This window comes from Kitasatospora sp. NPDC127116 (assembly GCF_042677365.1).
GTDB lineage: Bacteria > Actinomycetota > Actinomycetes > Streptomycetales > Streptomycetaceae > Kitasatospora > Kitasatospora lactacystinica.
The window spans coordinates 1-16,211 of sequence record NZ_JBHXTL010000044.1 but is presented as its reverse complement, the minus strand read 5'-3'; the positions used below and the strand labels follow the sequence as shown (position 1 = coordinate 16,211).

The window sequence follows — 16,211 nt, the reverse complement described above, 5'->3', positions numbered from 1 at the left end:
ACCGGGAGTCGGGTCCGTTGACCTTGATCCGGCGCCGATGCTAGAACCGTGCTGCCAGCATGTGCAACCCTCGTTGCGCATGTTGCAACCTGTGCGGATGGAGGAACACGGTGGAGCAGACCTTCGCAAGCAGTGTCACCGGACCGGGCATCGCCCGTGGCGCGGTGGCCGCCCTGGCCGACGAGCCGCTCGACTGGCGGTTCAAAGCCGCTCCACCGCAGTCGTGGGGCCGCAGCACCCGGGAATGGCTCGCCACCGGCCCCACCCTCTCCTCGCTCGGCACCCCGATGCTCACCCTCGACGGCGCCGCCGTCGACCACAACGTCCGCACCATGGCCGACTGGTGCGCCAAGGCGGGCGTCGCGCTCGCCCCGCACGGCAAGACCACCATGGCGCCCGCCCTCTGGCAGGCGCAGCTCGACGCCGGCAGCCACGGCATCACCCTCGCCAACCTGCCCCAGGTGCGGGTCGCCCGGGCCTTCGGGGTGCAGCGCATCCTGCTCGCCAACACCCTGCTCGACCCGGCCGGCCTCGCCTGGCTCGCCGACGAACTCGCCGCCGACCCGGACTTCGCCTTCCTGTCCTGGGTCGACTCCACCGAGAGCGTCCGGCTGATGGACGAGGCGCTGCGCGCCGCCGGCGCCGAGCGGCCGGTCGAGGTGCTGGTCGAGCTCGGCGGCCCCGGCGGACGGACCGGCGCCCGCGGCGCGGACGCCGCCGTCGAGGTCGCCGCCGCCGTGCTGCGCGCCCCCACCCTGCGCCTGGCGGGCGTCGGCGGGTACGAGGGCGCGATCGCGCACGACGCCTCGGCCGAGGGGCTGGCCGCCGTCCGCCGCTACCTGCGGGAGCTGGGCGACCTGCACGGCCGGCTGGCGAGCGCCTACCCGGACGGCACCCGGCCGGTGGTCTCGGCCGGCGGCAGCGCCTACTTCGACCTGGTGGTCGAGGAACTGGCGGACCTGCCGGAGGCGTTCACGGTGCTGCGCTCGGGCGCGTACATCGCCCACGACGACGGCTTCTACCGCGGCATCTCGCCGCTCGCCCGGGACGGTGGGCGGACGCCGTTCCGCGGCGCGCTGCACGGCTGGGCCCGGGTGGTGTCCCGGCCCGAGCCGCAGCTCGCGCTGCTGGACGCCGGCAAGCGCGACCTGCCCTTCGACGAGGGCCTGCCCGAGCCGCAACGGGTGCGCGGCGGAGTGGAGTTGACCGGAACGGCAGCGCGGATCACCGCGCTCAACGACCAGCACGCCTTCCTGCGCGACGCGGGCGACCTCGCGCCGATCGGCGCGGTGCTGCGGCTGGGCGTCTCGCACCCGTGCACGGCCTTCGACAAGTGGACGGCGATCCCGGTGCTGGACTCCGCGGACGCGGCCGAGCCGAAGGTCACCGGCCTGGTCAGGACGTTCTTCTGATGCCCGGGGAGAGAACGTCCGCCACGGGTGGGCGGGACGGCGGCGGCGCGACCGTCTTCCGGGGCGCCACCGTGGTGGACGGCACCGGCGCGGAGCGCTACCGGGCCGACGTCCGGATCGCCGACGGTCTGATCACCGAGATCGGCGAGGGCCTCGACGCGCCCGACCGGGTGGACGCCGACGGCCTGGTGCTGGCCCCCGGCTTCATCGACATGCACGCCCACTCCGACCTCGCCCTGCTGCTCGAACCCGAGCACCCGGCCAAGGTCACCCAGGGCGTCACCTGCGAGGTCCTCGGCCAGGACGGCCTGTCCTACGCCCCGGTGGACGACGTCACGCTGCCCGCGCTGCGCCGCCAGACAGCGGGCTGGAACGGCGATCCGGACGGCTTCGACTGGGACTGGCGGGACGTCGCCGGCTACCTGGACCGGATCGACCGCACCGGAACGGCCGTCAACGCCTGCTACCTCGTCCCGCACGGAACGCTGCGGATGCTCGCCATGGGCTGGGCCGACCGTCCGCCCACCCCGGGCGAACTCGACCGGATGCGGCAGGTGCTGGCGAAGAGCCTGCTGGACGGCGCGGTCGGCATGTCCAGCGGCCTCAGCTACACCCCCGGAATGTACGCCGACACCGCCGAGCTGATCGAGCTGTGCACCGTCGTCGCGGCCTACGGCGGCTTCCACGCCCCGCACCAACGCTCCTACGGCGCCGGGGCGTTGGAGGGCTACGCGGAGATGGTGGAGATCGCCCGGCGGAGCGGCTGCGCGCTGCACCTGACCCACGCCACGATGAACTTCGGGGTCAACCGGGGCCGGGCCGGCGAGCTGCTGGAGCTTCTCGACCGGGCGCTCGCCGACGGCGTCGACCTCACCCTGGACAGCTACCCCTACCTGCCCGGATCCACCACCCTGGCCGCCCTGCTGCCGAGTTGGGCCACCGAGGGCGGCCCGGCCGCGACGCTGGCGCGGCTCGCCGACCCCGCGCAGTGCGCGAGGATCCGGTACGAGGTGGAGGAGAAGGGCAGCGACGGCTGCCACGGCGTGGTCACCGACTGGACGACGATCCAGATCTCCGGCGTCCGCTCGGCCGCGCTCGACGGCGCGGTCGGCCGCACCGTCGCCGAACTGGCCGAGGAGGAGGAACGGACCGGCACCGAGGTGTTCCTGGACCTGCTGCGCCGGGACGAACTGTCCACCACGATCCTCCAGCACGTCGGGCACGAGGAGAACGTCCGGGCCATCATGCGCCACCCCGCGCACACCGTCGGCAGCGACGGGCTGCTGGTCGGGGCCCGGCCGCACCCGCGGGCCTGGGGCACCTTTCCCCGCTACCTCGGCCACTACAGCCGGGAGTTGGGCGTGCTGACGCTGGAGGAGACGATCGCCCGGATGACCGGCCGCCCGGCCGCCCGGCTGGGGCTGGACCGGCGCGGCCGGATCGCCCCCGGCCACCACGCCGACCTGGTGCTCCTCGACCCCGGGAAGGTCCGGGACGCCGCCACCTTCGAGAGCCCCCGGCTGCCCGCCGAGGGCATCGAGTACGTGTACGTCAACGGCACCGCCGTCGTCCGGCAGGGTCGCACCACCGGCGCCCGGCCCGGGCGCGCCCTGCGCCGCACCGATCGAGGAACCCTGGCCATATGACCGAGCTCTCCGCCCCGACCGATCTCCCGGCCCCGGCCGGTCCGTCCGCGGCTGGTCCGTCCGCGACCGGTCTCTCCGTGACCGGTTCCGCCGCCGCTACCGGCTGCTCCTTCCTGCGCGACGACCCGGTGATCGCGGTGGTCCGCGCACCCCGGATCCCGGACGCCGCCGCGCTCTGCGCCGCCCTGGCCGAGGGAGGCATCAACCTCACCGAATTCACCTGCACCACACCGAATGTGACGGAGCATCTGCTGAAGGCGTCGAAGGCCGGCTGGCGGGTCGGCCTCGGGACGGTGCTGACCGCGGAGCAGGCCCGGCGCGGGGTCGGGGCGGGGGCGGCCTTCCTGGTCACCCCCGGCTGCCGGCCCGAGGTCGCCGAGGCGGCGGCCGCCGCCGGGGTGCCGGTGGTGCTCGGGGCGCTCACCCCGACCGAGGTCGCGCACGCGGTGGACCTCGGCGCCGCCGCCGTCAAGATCTTCCCGGCCCGGGCCTTCGGCCCCGGCTACTTCAAGGACCTGCGCGGCCCCTACCCCGACGTGCCGCTGGTGGCCTCCGGTGGAGTGAACGCGGGCAACGCCGCCGAGTTCCTGGCGCACGGCGCGCTCGCGGTCTGCGCGGGGACGGACGTGGTCCCGCCGGACGTGGTCGCGGCGGGGGACTGGGCGGAGATCACCCGGCGGGCCCGGGCGTTCACGGCGGCCTGCGCGGCGTCGGCCTCGTAGGGGGCGCCGTCGCCGCGGGTCCCGTGAAGAAGGCAGTGCGGGTCCCGTGAAGAAGGCGGCGATGGTCCCGTGAAGAAGGCGGCGCGGGTGCGGGCCCCGTGAAGAAGGCGGTGGCGGGGCGAGGTGGGCTGTCGGGACGGCCGGGATTGGACGAGAATCGGGGGCACCCGGCTCGGCCCCGGCCGATCCCGTCCCGGCTCAGCCCCGCCCGGCCAGCCCCGGGCCCCCGGACCCCGGCAGGAGGAACCACCCATGACCTCGACCCGCCCCGGCCCCGACTGGCTCGCCGACGCCGTGCTGTACCAGATCTACCCGCAGAGCTTCGCCGACTCCGACGGCGACGGCATCGGCGACTTCGCCGGCATCGCCGGGCACCTGGACCACCTCGCCTGGCTCGGCATCGACACCGTCTGGCTCAACCCCTGCTTCGCCTCGCCGTTCCGCGACGCCGGGTACGACGTCACCGACTACCTCGCCCCCGCCCCGCGCTACGGCGGCACCGATGACCTGGTGGCCCTGGTCGAGGCCGCCCGCCGCAGGGGAATCCGGGTCCTGCTGGACCTGGTGGCCGGGCACACCTCCGACCGCCACCCCTGGTTCCTGGCCTCCGCCGAGGACCCGTCCGACCACCGCTACATCTGGTCCGACCGCCCGGTGGACGGCTTCGTGGCCTCGCCCGGCAGCCGCCCCGGCTGGTACCGGCCGAACTTCTTCGACTGTCAGCCGGCGCTCAACTTCGGGTACGCGCGCAGCAGTTCGGAGGAGCCCTGGCGGCAGGCGGTGGACGCGGACGGCCCGCGCGCCAACCGGGCGGCGCTGCGCACGATCATGGCGCACTGGCTCGGCCTCGGGGTGTCCGGCTTCCGGGTGGACATGGCGTACTCGCTGGTCAAGGACGACCCGGGCAAGGCGGAGACCGCCAAGCTCTGGACCGAGCTGCGCGACTGGCTGGACCGCGGCCACCCCGAGGCCGCCCTGCTCGCCGAGTGGGGCGACCCGGCCGCCGCCGTCGCGGCGGGCTTCCACGCGGACTTCTTCCTGCACTTCGGCGGGGAGGACCACGGCCTGCCGCTGCGCTCGCTCTGGAACAACAACGGCGGGACGGTCGAGGAGTTCTGGCACCAGGAGGCCTGCTACTTCGAGGCCGAGGGCCGCGGCACCCCGCAGCCCTTCCTGGACGCCTGGCGCTCGGCGGCCGAACTCACCGAGGGTGGCGGGCACATCGTGCTGCCCACCGCCAACCACGACTTCTCCCGCCTGGCCACCGGCCCGCGCGGCGCGGAGCAACTCGCCCCGGCCTTCGCCTTCCTGCTCACCTGGCCCACCCTCCCGGCCGTCTACTACGGCGACGAGATCGGAATGCGCTACCTGCCGGGCCTGCCCGACACCGAGGGCAGCGTGCTCGGCCCGCGGTTCAACCGGGCCGGCTCGCGCACCCCGATGCAGTGGACGCCCGGCCCGACCGCGGGCTTCTCCAGCGCCCCGCCCGAGCGGCTGTACCTGCCGGTGGACCCGGACCCGCACCGCCCGGACGTGCTCTCCCAGCGCGCCGACCCGACCTCGCTGCTGCACACCGTGCGGCGGCTGATCGCACTGCGCCGGGCGCACCCGGGGCTGGGCGCGGCCGGCGGGCTGGAGGTCCGCCACGCCGGCTACCCGCTGGTGTACACCCGGGCCGGGCGGTACCTGGTGGCGGTCAACCCGGGCCGGGAGCCGGCGTCCGTACGGCTGCCGGGCCTGTCGGAGGGTGACCGGTGGGCGCCGGGTGTCCGGCCGCTGGAGGTGCAGGGCGTGCGGCTGGTGGACGGGGAGCTGCGGGCGGACGGGTTCTCGTACGGGGTGTTCGAGCTGGGCTGACGGTCGCCCCGGGCAGGGCCTGGCCGCCGGTCGGTCGCTGTCCGGTCGCCGGTCGGTCGGTCGGTCGGTCGGTCGGCGGTCGGTCGGTCGGTCGGTGTCCGGTCGGTGGCCAGGCTTCCGAATGATGTCGGATAGTTGTAAGCTACATCGATAGATGGTTGCATTTACCACCTGCATTGGTTGCATTTCCCACCTTCTCGTCACCGAGAGACACCACCGGAGGACGGTACGAACGCCATGAGCACACCCCGGAACCCCGCCGCAGCGCCCACCCTGGGGCACTCGCTCAAGCACCTGGCCACCCACCTGATCACCCCGCTGCTGATGTGCCTGGGCATGGCGCTCGCCTACCAGGGCGCCTTCCACCAGCCCGAGCCGCACCACCTCAAGGTGGCCGTGGTCGGCACCACGCCGCAGGCGCAGGGCCTGGCGCAGGCGATCCAGGGCAAGGCCGGGGACGCGCTCGACGTCCGCACCGTGGACGACCGGGCCGCCGCCGAGCAGCAGCTGCGCGACCGGGACCTGGTGGGCGCCTTCGTCCCGGACGCCAAGAGCCCCGAACTGATCGTCGCCAAGGGCAACTCGGACACCTCCGTGGTGGCCGCCACCGCGGTGTTCACCAACGTCACCGACAGGCAGGGCGTGCCGCTGCACGTGACCGACCTGACCACCCCGGCCAAGGGCGACCCGACCGGACAGGGCCTGTTCTTCCTGCTGGTCGCGCTGAGCATCGGCTCCTACGCCAGCGTCGCGGCGATCGGCGCGGCCGGCGCGGGGCTGAGCGTGAAGATCCGGGCACTGGTCGGAGTGGCCGTCTCGCTGGTGGTCAGCGTGATCGGGATCGTCACCGCGGGGCCGGTCTTCCACGTGGTCGACCACGACTGCGCGGCGATCTGGGCGCTCGGCTGGCTCTACTCGGCGGGCATCGTACTGATCGGCATCGGCCTGCACAGCTTCCTGAAGAAGTGGACCACGCTGGCCCTGATGGTGCTGTTCGTGATGCTGAACTTCACCTCCTCCGGCGGCATCTACCGGCCCGAACTGCAGAACGGGTTCTTCGGTGGCCTGCACGGCTTCTGGACGGGCGCGGGCTTCCTGGAGGGCGCGCGCAGCATCATGTACTTCGACGGCGGCGCGGGCCTCGGCGGGCACGTCGTGACCCTGCTGGTCTGGCTGCTGCTCGGCGGGGCCGCCCTGGTGGCCGCGGCCATGTACGAAGGGCGTGGGCGCCGTCCGGCGGAGGCGCCGCAGGAGGCCGGGGAGGCCGAGGAGGAGATGGAGGAGACGGTCGCGGTCTGACCGGACTCCCCGGAGAGGCTCCACCCGGCGCCACGGGCATCGGCAGCGGGTGGGAACGGGGCGGCCCGCGCCCGGCTCTGGACAAGCCGGACGCGGGCCTCGGCGCGTCCCGGGGAGGTGAGCGCGCCCGGGGCGTGCCGAGGGCGTGTCGGACACGCCCTACCGGTAGGCCGCCTGCCCGGTGAGCGCCTGGCCGACCACCAGCGTGTGGATCTCGCCGGTGCCCTCGTAGGTCAGCACCGACTCCAGGTTGTTGGCGTGCCGGATCGGCGAGTACTCCAGCGAGATGCCGTTGGCCCCGAGGACCGTGCGGCACTCGCGGGCGATCTTCAGCGCCTCCCGCACGTTGTTGAGCTTGCCGACGCTGACCTGCTCGGGCCGCAGCCGCCCGCCGTCCTTGAGCCGGCCGAGGTGGACCGCCAGCAGCGCGGAGTTGCCGAGCGCGAGCGCCATGTCGGCGAACTTGCGCTGGGTCAGCTGGAAACCGCTGATCGGCCGGTCGAACTGGACCCGCGAGTCCGCGTACCGCAGCGCCGCCTGGAGCGAGTCCCGGCCCGCGCCGACCGCGCCGAACAGGATGCCGAACCGCGCCTCGTTCAGGCAGGACAGCGGGCCGCGCAGCCCCTTCGCGCCCGGCAGTCGGGCCTCGGCGGGCAGCCGGACGCCGTCCAGGTGCAGCTCGGAGGTGACCGAGGCGCGCAGCGACAGCTTCCGCCCGATGTCGCGGGTGGTGAAGCCGGGCGTGCCGCGCGGCACCAGGAAGCCGCGCACGCCGTCCTCGGTGTTCGCCCAGACGGTGGCGACGTCCGCGATGCCGCCGTTGGTGATCCACGTCTTGGTGCCGTCGAGGATCCAGTCCGAGCCGTCGCGCACCGCGCGGGTGCGCATTCCGGCCGGGTTGCTGCCGAAGTCCGGCTCGGTGAGGCCGAAGCAGCCGATCGCGGTGCCGGCGGCGAGCCCGGGCAGCCACTCCTGCTTCTGCTCCTCCGAGCCCCACCGGTGGATCGAGTGCATCGAGAGCGAGCCCTGGACCGAGACGAAGCTGCGCAAGCCCGAGTCGGCGGCCTCCAGTTCGAGGCAGGCCAGGCCGTAGGAGACGGCGTTGGTGCCGGCGCAGCCGTAGCCCTCCAGGTGCATCCCGAGCAGGCCCAACGCGCCGAGTTCGGGGGCGAGTTCGCGGGCGAAGTGGGCGTTGTCGAACCACTCCGGCAGGTGCGGGCGGACCCGGTCGGCGAGGAACCGGGAGACGGTGGCCTGGATCTCGCGCTCCTCCTCGGTGAGGAGGGTGGCGAAGTCGATCAGGTCGAGCGGGTCGGACATGGCGGTGCCGGTGCCGTGCGGGGTGCTCACGGGCGGTCCTCGAAGTCCTGGTCGTGCGGGGGAGGGTTGTGCGGCGGCCGGTCGTGCGGAGGCTGCTCGTGCGAAGGCTGCTCGTGGGGAGACCCGCCGTGCGGCGGCCGGTCGTGCGGGGTGTCCAGCCAGGCGGTGAGTTCGGCGGTGTGCTCGCCGAGCCGGGGCGGGGGCAGCTGGTAGCGGGGCGGGGTGCGGGAGAGGCCGATCGGGTTGGCGACCAGGTCCAGCGGGCGGCCGTCCGGGCCGGGCAGCGGCGCCCGGGGCCGCAGGCCGAGCGAGTCGGCGAGGTCGAAGGCCTCGGCCAGGTCGTTGACCGGGCCGCAGGGCACGCCGAGCGGGGTGAGCACCGCGAACCACTCGGCGGCGGTGCGGCGTTCGAGCCGGGCGGTGAGCTCGCGGGCCAGCGCGGTGACGTGCGCGACCCGGTCGGAGTTGGTGGCGAAGCGGGGGTCGTCGGCCAGCTCGGGGGCGCCCACGCCCCGGCAGAGCGCGGCGAACTGCCGGTCGTTGCCGACCGCGACGACCAGCGGGCGGTCGGCGGCGGTGAACACCTCGTAGGGGGCGATGGACGGGTGGCGGTTGCCGAGGATGCCCGGCACCGCGCCGGCCAGGGTGTAGCCGGCGGACTGGTTGACCAGGCCGGAGAGCAGCGTGGAGAGCAGGTTCAGCTCCACCAGCTGGCCCCGGCCGGTGGTCTCGCGCTCGCGCAGTGCGGCCAGCACGCCGACCGCCGCGTGCAGTCCGGTCAGCACGTCCACCAGTGCGACGCCGGTCTTCACCGGTTCGCCGGGGGCCGGCCCGGTCACCGACATCAGGCCGCCGACGGCCTGCACCAGCAGGTCGTAGCCGGGCAGTTCGGCGCCCTTGCCGGGGCCGAAGCCGGTGATCGAGCAGTAGACGAGCCGCGGGTTGAGGGCCTGGGCGCGGTCCGGGCCGAGGCCGTGGCGGGCCATCGTGCCGGGGCGGAAGTTCTCCACCAGCACGTCGGCGCGGCGGACGAGTTCGACGGCGCGGGCATGGTCGGCCGGTTCGCGCAGGTCGAGGGTGAGGGAGCGCTTGTTGCGGTTGACGGAGAGGAAGTAGGTGGCCTCGCCCTGGGCGTGCGGAGGGCCCCAGGCGCGGGTGTCGTCGCCGGTGCCGGGCCGTTCGACCTTGATCACGTCGGCGCCGAGGTCGGCCAGCAGCATGGTCAGGTAGGGCGCGGCGAGCACCCGGCCGAAGTCGGCGACCAGGACGCCGTCCAGCGGGAGCCCGGTCATGCCCGCCCCCGGGCCGGTTCGGCGGAGGCGGCCCCGGGCGCGGCCGTCGCGTCGCCCGAGGGGGCGTCGCCGCGCAGGTGCGGGCGGGCCAGCAGGAGGTAGAGGCCGCCGGCCGCGAGCACGACCACCGCCGAGAGCAGCACGAGGTAGTTGTCGTACCAGGCGGCGTCCGGGGTGCGGCCCCAGCAGATGTTGACGATCGCGGCGACGCCGTAGACCAGCGCGCCGATGTTCACCGCCAGGCCCCAGCGGCCGAGCCGGAAGTCCCCGCTCGGGCGCCAGCCGCGCAGCCGGGCCCGCAGGGCGGCCAGCACCACCATCTGGAAGGCCAGGTAGATGCCGATGCTGGAGAAGGAGATGATCTTCGTGAGGGCGCCCTCGGAGAGCGCCGAGGCACCCACGATGATCACACCGGGCAGCGCCGCGGCGAGCAGCAGCGCGTACGGCGGCACCCGCAGCCGGTCCGAGACGGTGGCCAGCAGCCGGCTGCCCACGATCATCCGGTCCCGGGCGAAGGAGTAGGCGAGCCGGCTCGCCGCCGCCTGGAGGCTGAGCACGCAGGACAGGAAGGAGATCAGCACCACGCCGATCACCACCCGGGCGCCGACCGCGCCGAAGGCGTCGTGCAGCACCTTGGCCACCGGATCCTTGTCGTCGCCGGAGACCACCGCGCCGATGTCCTGGATCGACATCACCAGGGCCAGGCTGATCCCGATCGCCGCAGCGCCGCCCACGTAGATGGTGCGCCGCATCGACTTGGGGATCTGTCGACCCGGGTCCGGCACCTCCTCGGCGACGTCGCCGCAGGCCTCGAAGCCGAAGAACAGGAAGACCGCGATCAGCCCGGCGGCCAGGAAGGCGTCGGCGTAGTCGCCGTCGCCGCCCGCGCCGAAGCGGTCGAGGACCACGCCGAGGCCGTGGTAGCGGTGTGTCAGCAGCAGCCAGGCGCCGACCGCCAGGGCGCCGAGCAACTCGGCGGCGAAGCCGAACACGGCTGCCGCCGACAGCACCCGGGTGCCGCCGAGGTTGATCACGGTGGCGAGCGCCAGCAGGCCCAGTGCGCACCAGACGGTCGTCGCGGTGCTCGGCTCGACGCCCAGCAGGGCGGCCACGTACGGGCCGGCGCCGTAGGAGACGGCCGCGATGGTGGACATCAGCGCCAGCAGGTAGGTCCAGCCGGTCAGCCAGCCCCAGGTGCGGCCCCAGAGCCGGCGCGCCCACGGGTACACCCCGCCGGCCACCGGGAACTGGGCGACCACCTCGCTGAACACCAGGGCCACCAGCAGCTGGCCGAGGCCCGCGATCAGGAAGCTCCAGACCATCGGCGGCCCGGCGGTCCGAAGTGAGGTGGCGAAGAGTGTGTACACGCCAACGACGGGGGAGAGATAGGTGAAGCCGAGCGAGAAGTTCGCCCAGAGGCTCATGTCGCGCTTGAACTCGGAGGTGTAGCCGAGGGCGGCCAGCCGTTCGGCGTCCGGGTCGGGGGAGTGGACGGTGGCACGTGCACTGGCATCGGTCATGACCTGCTCCTGGGAACGTGTCGTGATGCGTGGGGGAGCACTGCGGGGTGCGGCTCGGGCCGAGGTTGCGGGAAAACATACGAGATTGAGTTTCTACGGGCAAGAGTGCGCGTCGGACCTGGAGGTACCCTGCGGGAAACATCCGGTCGGGCAGCGATCGGGCGGCGATCGGGCGGCGATCGGGCAGCGATCGGGCCGGCGGTCCGGCGGCGATCCGGCGAGGATCCGGCGACGGCGATCGGGGAGGGGAACGGCGTGACGACCATCGGCAGTGCGACCCCGCTGCTCAGTGCCGTCCTCGCGCCGCTCGCCGACCTCGGCCGCGCCGACGCGGTGGCCCGCCGGATCACCGAGGCGATCGCCCTCGGACTGGTCGCCGACGGGGACCAGCTGCCCAGCGAGAACGACCTGGCCGACCAGCTCGGCGTCGCCAACGGCACCGTTCGCGAGGCCCTCGCCCTGCTCCGCGAGGCCGGACTGATCGAGACCCGGCGCGGCCGCAACGGCGGCAGCTTCGTCCGCACCCCCGCCGAGGGCTCCGAACACCTCCAGCTCGCCCGGCTGCGCGACCTCGCCACCGTCGACCTGCGCGACCTCGGTGACGAGGAGCTGGCCGTCTTCGGCACCGCCGCCCGGCTCGCCGCCGAGCGCGCCCCGGCCGACCTCGGCCCCCGGCTCACCCGACTGGTGCACGACCTGCGCGACGCCGCCGGGCCCGCCGAGCAGCGCCGCGCCGACGCCCGCTTCCACATCGAACTCGCCGTCGCCGCCCAGTCGGTGCGGCTCACCCAGCTCGCCGTCCGGCTCCAGGCCGAACTGGGCCCGCTGCTCTGGCTGCCCGCCCCGCACGGGCCGGACCAGGAGCGCTTCGCCGAGCAGCACCGGGAGATCCTGGTCGCCGTGCTGGCCGGCGACGCGGCCGGCGCCCGGGCCGCCGCCGAGACGCACGCCGTGGCCTGCGTGCACCATCTGGTCCGGCGGCACCTGGAGTTGGCGGACGACGGCTGAGCCGGGGCCGCGCCACCGTTCCCGGATCCCTCCCTCGCCGCCGGAGCCGTCATGACCAGCGCGTTCAGCACCACCCTGCCCGTGGCCCGATCCGCCGGTGCGCCGGTTGCCGGTGAGTCCGCCGCCGGCGGGCCCGACCTGGGCGAGCCCGCCGCCGGTGACCCTGCCGCCGGTGACGCTGCCGCCGTCGAGCGGTGCGCCCGGCAGATCGCCGCCGCCGTCGACGCGGTGCTCGCCGAACTGGACGGCCTGCGGGCGGCCGCGGCGGGCTGCTGGGCCCGGGCGGCCGCCGAGGGGCGCCGGCCCGCCGCGGCCGAACTCGCCGTGGTGCACGGAGTGGTGAGCGAGCTGCTGGCGCGGCCCGGCTCGCGCTGGTTCGGCTGCGGAACGGTCGTGGCACCCGGCGCGCTCGCCGACGCCGACCTGCACGTGGAGTGGTGGTACCGCGGTGCGCGCGGGGCGGGGGAGCGGCGGTTGCGGCTCGCGCTCGACCCGGCGGACGCCGAGTTCTACGACTACCGGGTGCTGCCCTGGTTCGCCCGGCCCCGGGACGAGGGGCGGGCGGCGGTGGCCGGGCCGCAGGTCGACCTGCTCTGTGCCGACCGGTACGTGCTGTGCTGCGCCCGGCCGGTGGTCGTCCCGAGTGCTGGCTTCGTCGGGGTGGTGGCCGGGGACGTCCCGCTGGCCGCGCTGGAGCGGCTGCTGATGCCCCCGCTGCGGGCGCTGTCCGGCGACGCGGCGCTGCTCGACGGCGAGGGCAGGGTGCTGGCCGCCACCACCCCGGCCCTGCCGGTGGGTTCGCTGGCACGAGGACTGCTCGCGGACCCGGCGGCCGGGCGGGCCGGGGTGCCGTCGGCGGCGGTGGACTGGGCGGTGGTGCGCGGCTGACGGCGGCCGAAGATCTGTATGACCTTCATTTGTGAAGGTATTACTCGTTCCGCTTCCCGCGGCCGGGCGGCGTGCTGAAGCAGCAGTCCCCGCAGAGCCCGGCACCCGGACCCACCCGGTAGTAGAGGCAGCAGCTGTTCCGCCGGAACGCCGTGCCACCCGGCCCGGCGCGCAGGACGCCCGACCCGGCCAGCGGCGGACGGTCCAGCAACTCCGCGGCCAACGCCCGTGCGGCGTCCGGCGCGTGGGCGTCCAGCACCCGCAGCGTCCCGGCCAGTGCGGAGGCGGCGTTGCCGAGCAGCAGACGGTGGGAGAGCGGGGCGGCGGCCCGGACGGCCTCCGCCAGCGGCGTCAACTGTCCCAGCAGGACGGCCTCGTGGAGCTGGTCGGCGAGCGAGCCGGCGGCCGGACGGGCGGGCTCCGGCGGTGCCCACAGGTCGAGCGGGCCCTGGTCCGGGATCCGCACCCAGGCGTGCTCCAAGGTCGGGACCGTCCCCAGCAGGACCGCCGAGCCCAGCCCCACCGACCAGAAACGGGCGGCCAGCCCCAGGTGCAGGATCGAGGCGGCGACCCGGGGCTCCCCGGTGCCGAGCCGCTGCGCCACCACCCGCAGCCGCGCCGCCAACGGCGCGTCCGGTCCGGTGCCGTACAGCTCGGCCAGCGGCCGGAAGCCCTCCGGCGGCCGGTCGGCCGGCGAGGTGTCCAGCGCGAAGTACGGCCCGACGGCGGCCAGCCGGGCGTAGTCGGGCGAATGCCGGTCGGGCGCGGGGTTCAACGGCCCTCCCCTGTCAGGTCGTTGAACCCCGCGCCCGCCGGTGGCGGAGCGGTCGGACGGTCGAGGGACAACGGGGCCTCCAGGTCTGCGGGCGCTCGGGTGGCGGTGCGCAGCCCCCGGTCGTCGCCCGGGTGGCCCGGTCGGCCCGGGTGGCCTGGTCGGTCCGGTCGGTCCGGTCGGTCCGGGAGGCCCTGACCGGTCCTGTCGGCCCGGTCGGCCGGGTGTCAGCTGCGCACGGAGAAGTCACCACTGGTCGTGCGGATGAACGGTACCGTGCCCTGGCAGTCCGACACCGGCTGGCCGAGCGCGCCCCAGACCCAGCCCATCCGGTCCCCGCGCCGCCCGTCGTCCTCCACCGAGAGCGAGACCTTCTGGCCGATCAGCTCCAGGCCCGGGAACCACGGCGCCTCGCCCTTGGTGACCACCCCGGTGGCGATCGCCTCCCGGCCGCCGACGGCCAGACAGGTGATGTCGCCCTCGAAGTCGGCGACCAGCCGGCCGTCGGTGTGCACGTGACGGACGTGGAAGTGGCCCGTGGTGCCGCGCGGATCGGTGTTGGTGGTCGCACGGGCGTCCACCGAGATCCGCACCGGGTCGCCCTCGAAGCCCTGGAACCCGGCGCTGAGGACGGTGTTGCCGGTGCCGCGCACACCGACCGGCCCGAAGTCGCCTGCTGGGGCGGCCGGTTCCGGGGCGGTGACCGGTGCGGCGGGGGCCGGCTCCGCGACGGCGGCCGGTGCGGCGGTGGCGGCGGTCGCGGCCAGCAGGAGCAGCGAGAGTGCGGCGGTGGCGAGGCGGCGGTTCATGGCGGTTCGGGTCTCCTTCGGCGCGGGTGTTCCCGGGTGACTGTTCCCGTGCGGGCGTCCGGCGTGGGCGTCCGGTTCGGGTGTCGCTTGCGGGCGTCCGGCTCGGGTGTCCGGTGCGGGCGTCCTCTGCGGGTGTTCCGATGCCACCGATCATGCTCCCGCCCGGTCGCACAGACCTCCCGCTGCGGAGGGGAGTTGACGGCGCACCGCTCCCTCCTGAGGAGGACCGTGCCTCCCCCGGGAGAGCTGCCCGTAGGCTCGGCCGGGTGCCCACCGACTCTCCCTTCGCTCACCCCGATCCCGCGCGGCCGCGACCGGCCCGGATCCGTCGGCCGCTCGCCGCCGTCTCCGCGTTCGCCCTGCTGGCGCCCGTGCTGCTGGCGCGACCGGACGCCCGGGGAGCGGCCGCGCTGCTCGCCCTGACGGCGGTGCTCGCCGCGGTGGCGGCACTGCTGCCCTGGCCCGCCGGTCGGATCACGCTCGGTGCGGCCGCCGGAGCGGTGGCCGGGGCCTCGCTGCTGGTCGACGCGGTCTACCCGGGGCCGTACCGGCTGCCCGCGTTCTGGCTGCCGTTCGAGTGGCTCGCCCTGCTCGGACTGCTCTTCCGGGCCGTTCGGCGGCTGCCCGACCGGTCGGCCGGTCCGGTCGGCGGGCTGGTGGGACTGGCGGCGGTGCTGCTGCCGCTGCGGTTCGCCCTGCGGACGCCGCAGGGCGGTGCGGCCGGGCCGGTGGTCGGGGTGCTGATCTCGCTGCTGCCACTGCTCGGTGTCGCGGCGGCGGCCCTCTACCTGCGCGTCCTGGACGCCCGCCGGGAGCGGGCGGTGGCCCGGGCCCGGCGCCAACAGCGGCTGGAGGTGGCCCGGGGACTGCACGACTTCGTCGCCCACGAGATCACCGGCATCGTGCTGGAGGCCCAGGCCGGCCAACTCCCGGGCCAGGAGCCGGAGGAGACGACCGCACTGCTGCGCCGCCTGGAGGAGGCCGGGCTGCGGGCACTGGACTCGATGGACGAGATGGTCGGCGCCCTGCGCGAGCCGAGCGGCCGGGAGGGCCAGGAGGGCCGGGAGGGCCGGGAGGGCCGGGACGGCAAGGGTGGCAAGGACCTCAAGGGCGACCGCTCCGACGGGTCGGACCGGGCGGGCGGAGCGACCACGCGTCGGCTGGGCCTGGCCGACCTCCCCGAGCTCGTCGCCCGCTTCGGCACCACCGGCGCCCTGCGCGCCACCGTCGAGCTGGCGCCCGGCACCGCGGGCCGGCTCTCCGCCGAGGCCGAGGCGACCGCGTACGCCGTGGTCCTGGAGGCGCTGACCAATATCCGCCGGCACGCCCCGCAGTCCACCGAGGTCACCGTCCGGGTGGCCCCCGGTGAGTGCGGCGCCGTCGAGCTGACCGTCGCCGACGACGGTGGCCCCGCCCGCAAGCCGCTGCTGCGCCGCCGCCCGGGCGCCGGTGGCACCGGCCTGGCCGGCCTCACCGCCCGGGCCGCCGCCCACGGCGGCTCGCTGACCGCCGGCCCGGGCACGCCCGCGGGCTGGCGGGTCGGCTGCTCCCTGCCGGGGCGCTGAGGCGCGCCCCGCGGCGCCCACCCCCACCGGGGGGGGCCGCGGCCCTGCGGGGGCGGGTGGGGGGGGGGGGACCCGGGGGGGCCCGCAGAAGGGGTGAGGCG

At 75.2% G+C, this 16,211-nt stretch carries 13 protein-coding genes; 8 read left to right on the top strand and 5 right to left on the bottom strand.

The annotated features are described in order from the left end of the window. The first annotated feature begins 110 nt into the window (after nucleotides 1-110). From ACFVHV_RS19380 to ACFVHV_RS19360, 5 genes are all read left to right on the top strand, one after another. Nucleotides 111-1,412, top strand: coding sequence for an amino acid deaminase (locus tag ACFVHV_RS19380; RefSeq protein WP_359907790.1), 1,302 nt, complete (start codon nucleotides 111-113; stop codon nucleotides 1,410-1,412). Next, nucleotides 1,412-3,058, top strand: a complete 1,647-nt coding sequence (locus tag ACFVHV_RS19375) for a D-aminoacylase (protein WP_359907788.1) — start codon at nucleotides 1,412-1,414, stop codon at nucleotides 3,056-3,058. The genes ACFVHV_RS19380 and ACFVHV_RS19375 overlap by 1 nt, the downstream gene beginning before the upstream one ends. Continuing rightward, on the top strand, nucleotides 3,055-3,780 hold the full coding sequence (locus ACFVHV_RS19370; protein ID WP_359907785.1) for a bifunctional 4-hydroxy-2-oxoglutarate aldolase/2-dehydro-3-deoxy-phosphogluconate aldolase: 726 nt from the start codon (nucleotides 3,055-3,057) through the stop codon (nucleotides 3,778-3,780). The genes ACFVHV_RS19375 and ACFVHV_RS19370 overlap by 4 nt, the downstream gene beginning before the upstream one ends. 252 nt (nucleotides 3,781-4,032) lie before the next feature. Continuing rightward, a complete protein-coding gene (locus tag ACFVHV_RS19365) occupies nucleotides 4,033-5,637 on the top strand; it encodes an alpha-amylase family glycosyl hydrolase (protein ID WP_380352351.1) in 1,605 nt (534 codons plus the stop codon). Between the two features lie 237 nt (nucleotides 5,638-5,874). After that, on the top strand, nucleotides 5,875-6,936 hold the full coding sequence (locus tag ACFVHV_RS19360; RefSeq protein WP_380352349.1) for a hypothetical protein: 1,062 nt from the start codon (nucleotides 5,875-5,877) through the stop codon (nucleotides 6,934-6,936). A 159-nt stretch (nucleotides 6,937-7,095) separates the two neighbouring features. Here the strand turns inward: ACFVHV_RS19360 and ACFVHV_RS19355 are convergent, their stop codons facing one another. The 3 genes from ACFVHV_RS19355 to ACFVHV_RS19345 are packed head-to-tail and all read right to left on the bottom strand — an operon-like array spanning nucleotide 7,096 to nucleotide 11,068. Next, entirely contained in the window at nucleotides 7,096-8,256 is a 1,161-nt protein-coding gene (locus tag ACFVHV_RS19355) for an acyl-CoA dehydrogenase family protein (protein WP_359907862.1), read from the bottom strand. Nucleotides 8,257-8,282: 26 nt separating this feature from the next. Next, a complete protein-coding gene (locus ACFVHV_RS19350; protein WP_380352348.1) occupies nucleotides 8,283-9,548 on the bottom strand; it encodes a CaiB/BaiF CoA transferase family protein in 1,266 nt (421 codons plus the stop codon). Continuing rightward, nucleotides 9,545-11,068, bottom strand: a complete 1,524-nt coding sequence (locus tag ACFVHV_RS19345) for an amino acid permease (RefSeq protein WP_359907773.1) — start codon at nucleotides 11,066-11,068, stop codon at nucleotides 9,545-9,547. The genes ACFVHV_RS19350 and ACFVHV_RS19345 overlap by 4 nt, the downstream gene beginning before the upstream one ends. A gap of 255 nt (nucleotides 11,069-11,323) precedes the next feature. Between ACFVHV_RS19345 and ACFVHV_RS19340 the strand changes: the two genes are divergently transcribed. After that, entirely contained in the window at nucleotides 11,324-12,076 is a 753-nt protein-coding gene (locus ACFVHV_RS19340; RefSeq protein WP_359907770.1) for an FCD domain-containing protein, read from the top strand. A 51-nt stretch (nucleotides 12,077-12,127) separates the two neighbouring features. After that, nucleotides 12,128-12,964, top strand: a complete 837-nt coding sequence (locus tag ACFVHV_RS19335; protein ID WP_380352346.1) for a cache domain-containing protein — start codon at nucleotides 12,128-12,130, stop codon at nucleotides 12,962-12,964. 40 nt (nucleotides 12,965-13,004) lie between these two features. Here ACFVHV_RS19335 and ACFVHV_RS19330 read toward each other — a convergent pair whose 3' ends face one another. Beyond that, nucleotides 13,005-13,739: a (2Fe-2S)-binding protein gene (locus tag ACFVHV_RS19330; protein ID WP_380352345.1), complete on the bottom strand. Its 735-nt coding sequence runs from the start codon at nucleotides 13,737-13,739 to the stop codon at nucleotides 13,005-13,007. 224 nt (nucleotides 13,740-13,963) lie between these two features. Next, nucleotides 13,964-14,545, bottom strand: a complete 582-nt coding sequence (locus ACFVHV_RS19325) for a hypothetical protein (RefSeq protein ID WP_359907761.1) — start codon at nucleotides 14,543-14,545, stop codon at nucleotides 13,964-13,966. 266 nt (nucleotides 14,546-14,811) lie between these two features. Here ACFVHV_RS19325 and ACFVHV_RS19320 point away from each other — a divergent pair, with 266 nt between their 5' ends. After that, nucleotides 14,812-16,110: a sensor histidine kinase gene (locus tag ACFVHV_RS19320; protein WP_380352343.1), complete on the top strand. Its 1,299-nt coding sequence runs from the start codon at nucleotides 14,812-14,814 to the stop codon at nucleotides 16,108-16,110. Nucleotides 16,111-16,211 lie beyond the last annotated feature (101 nt).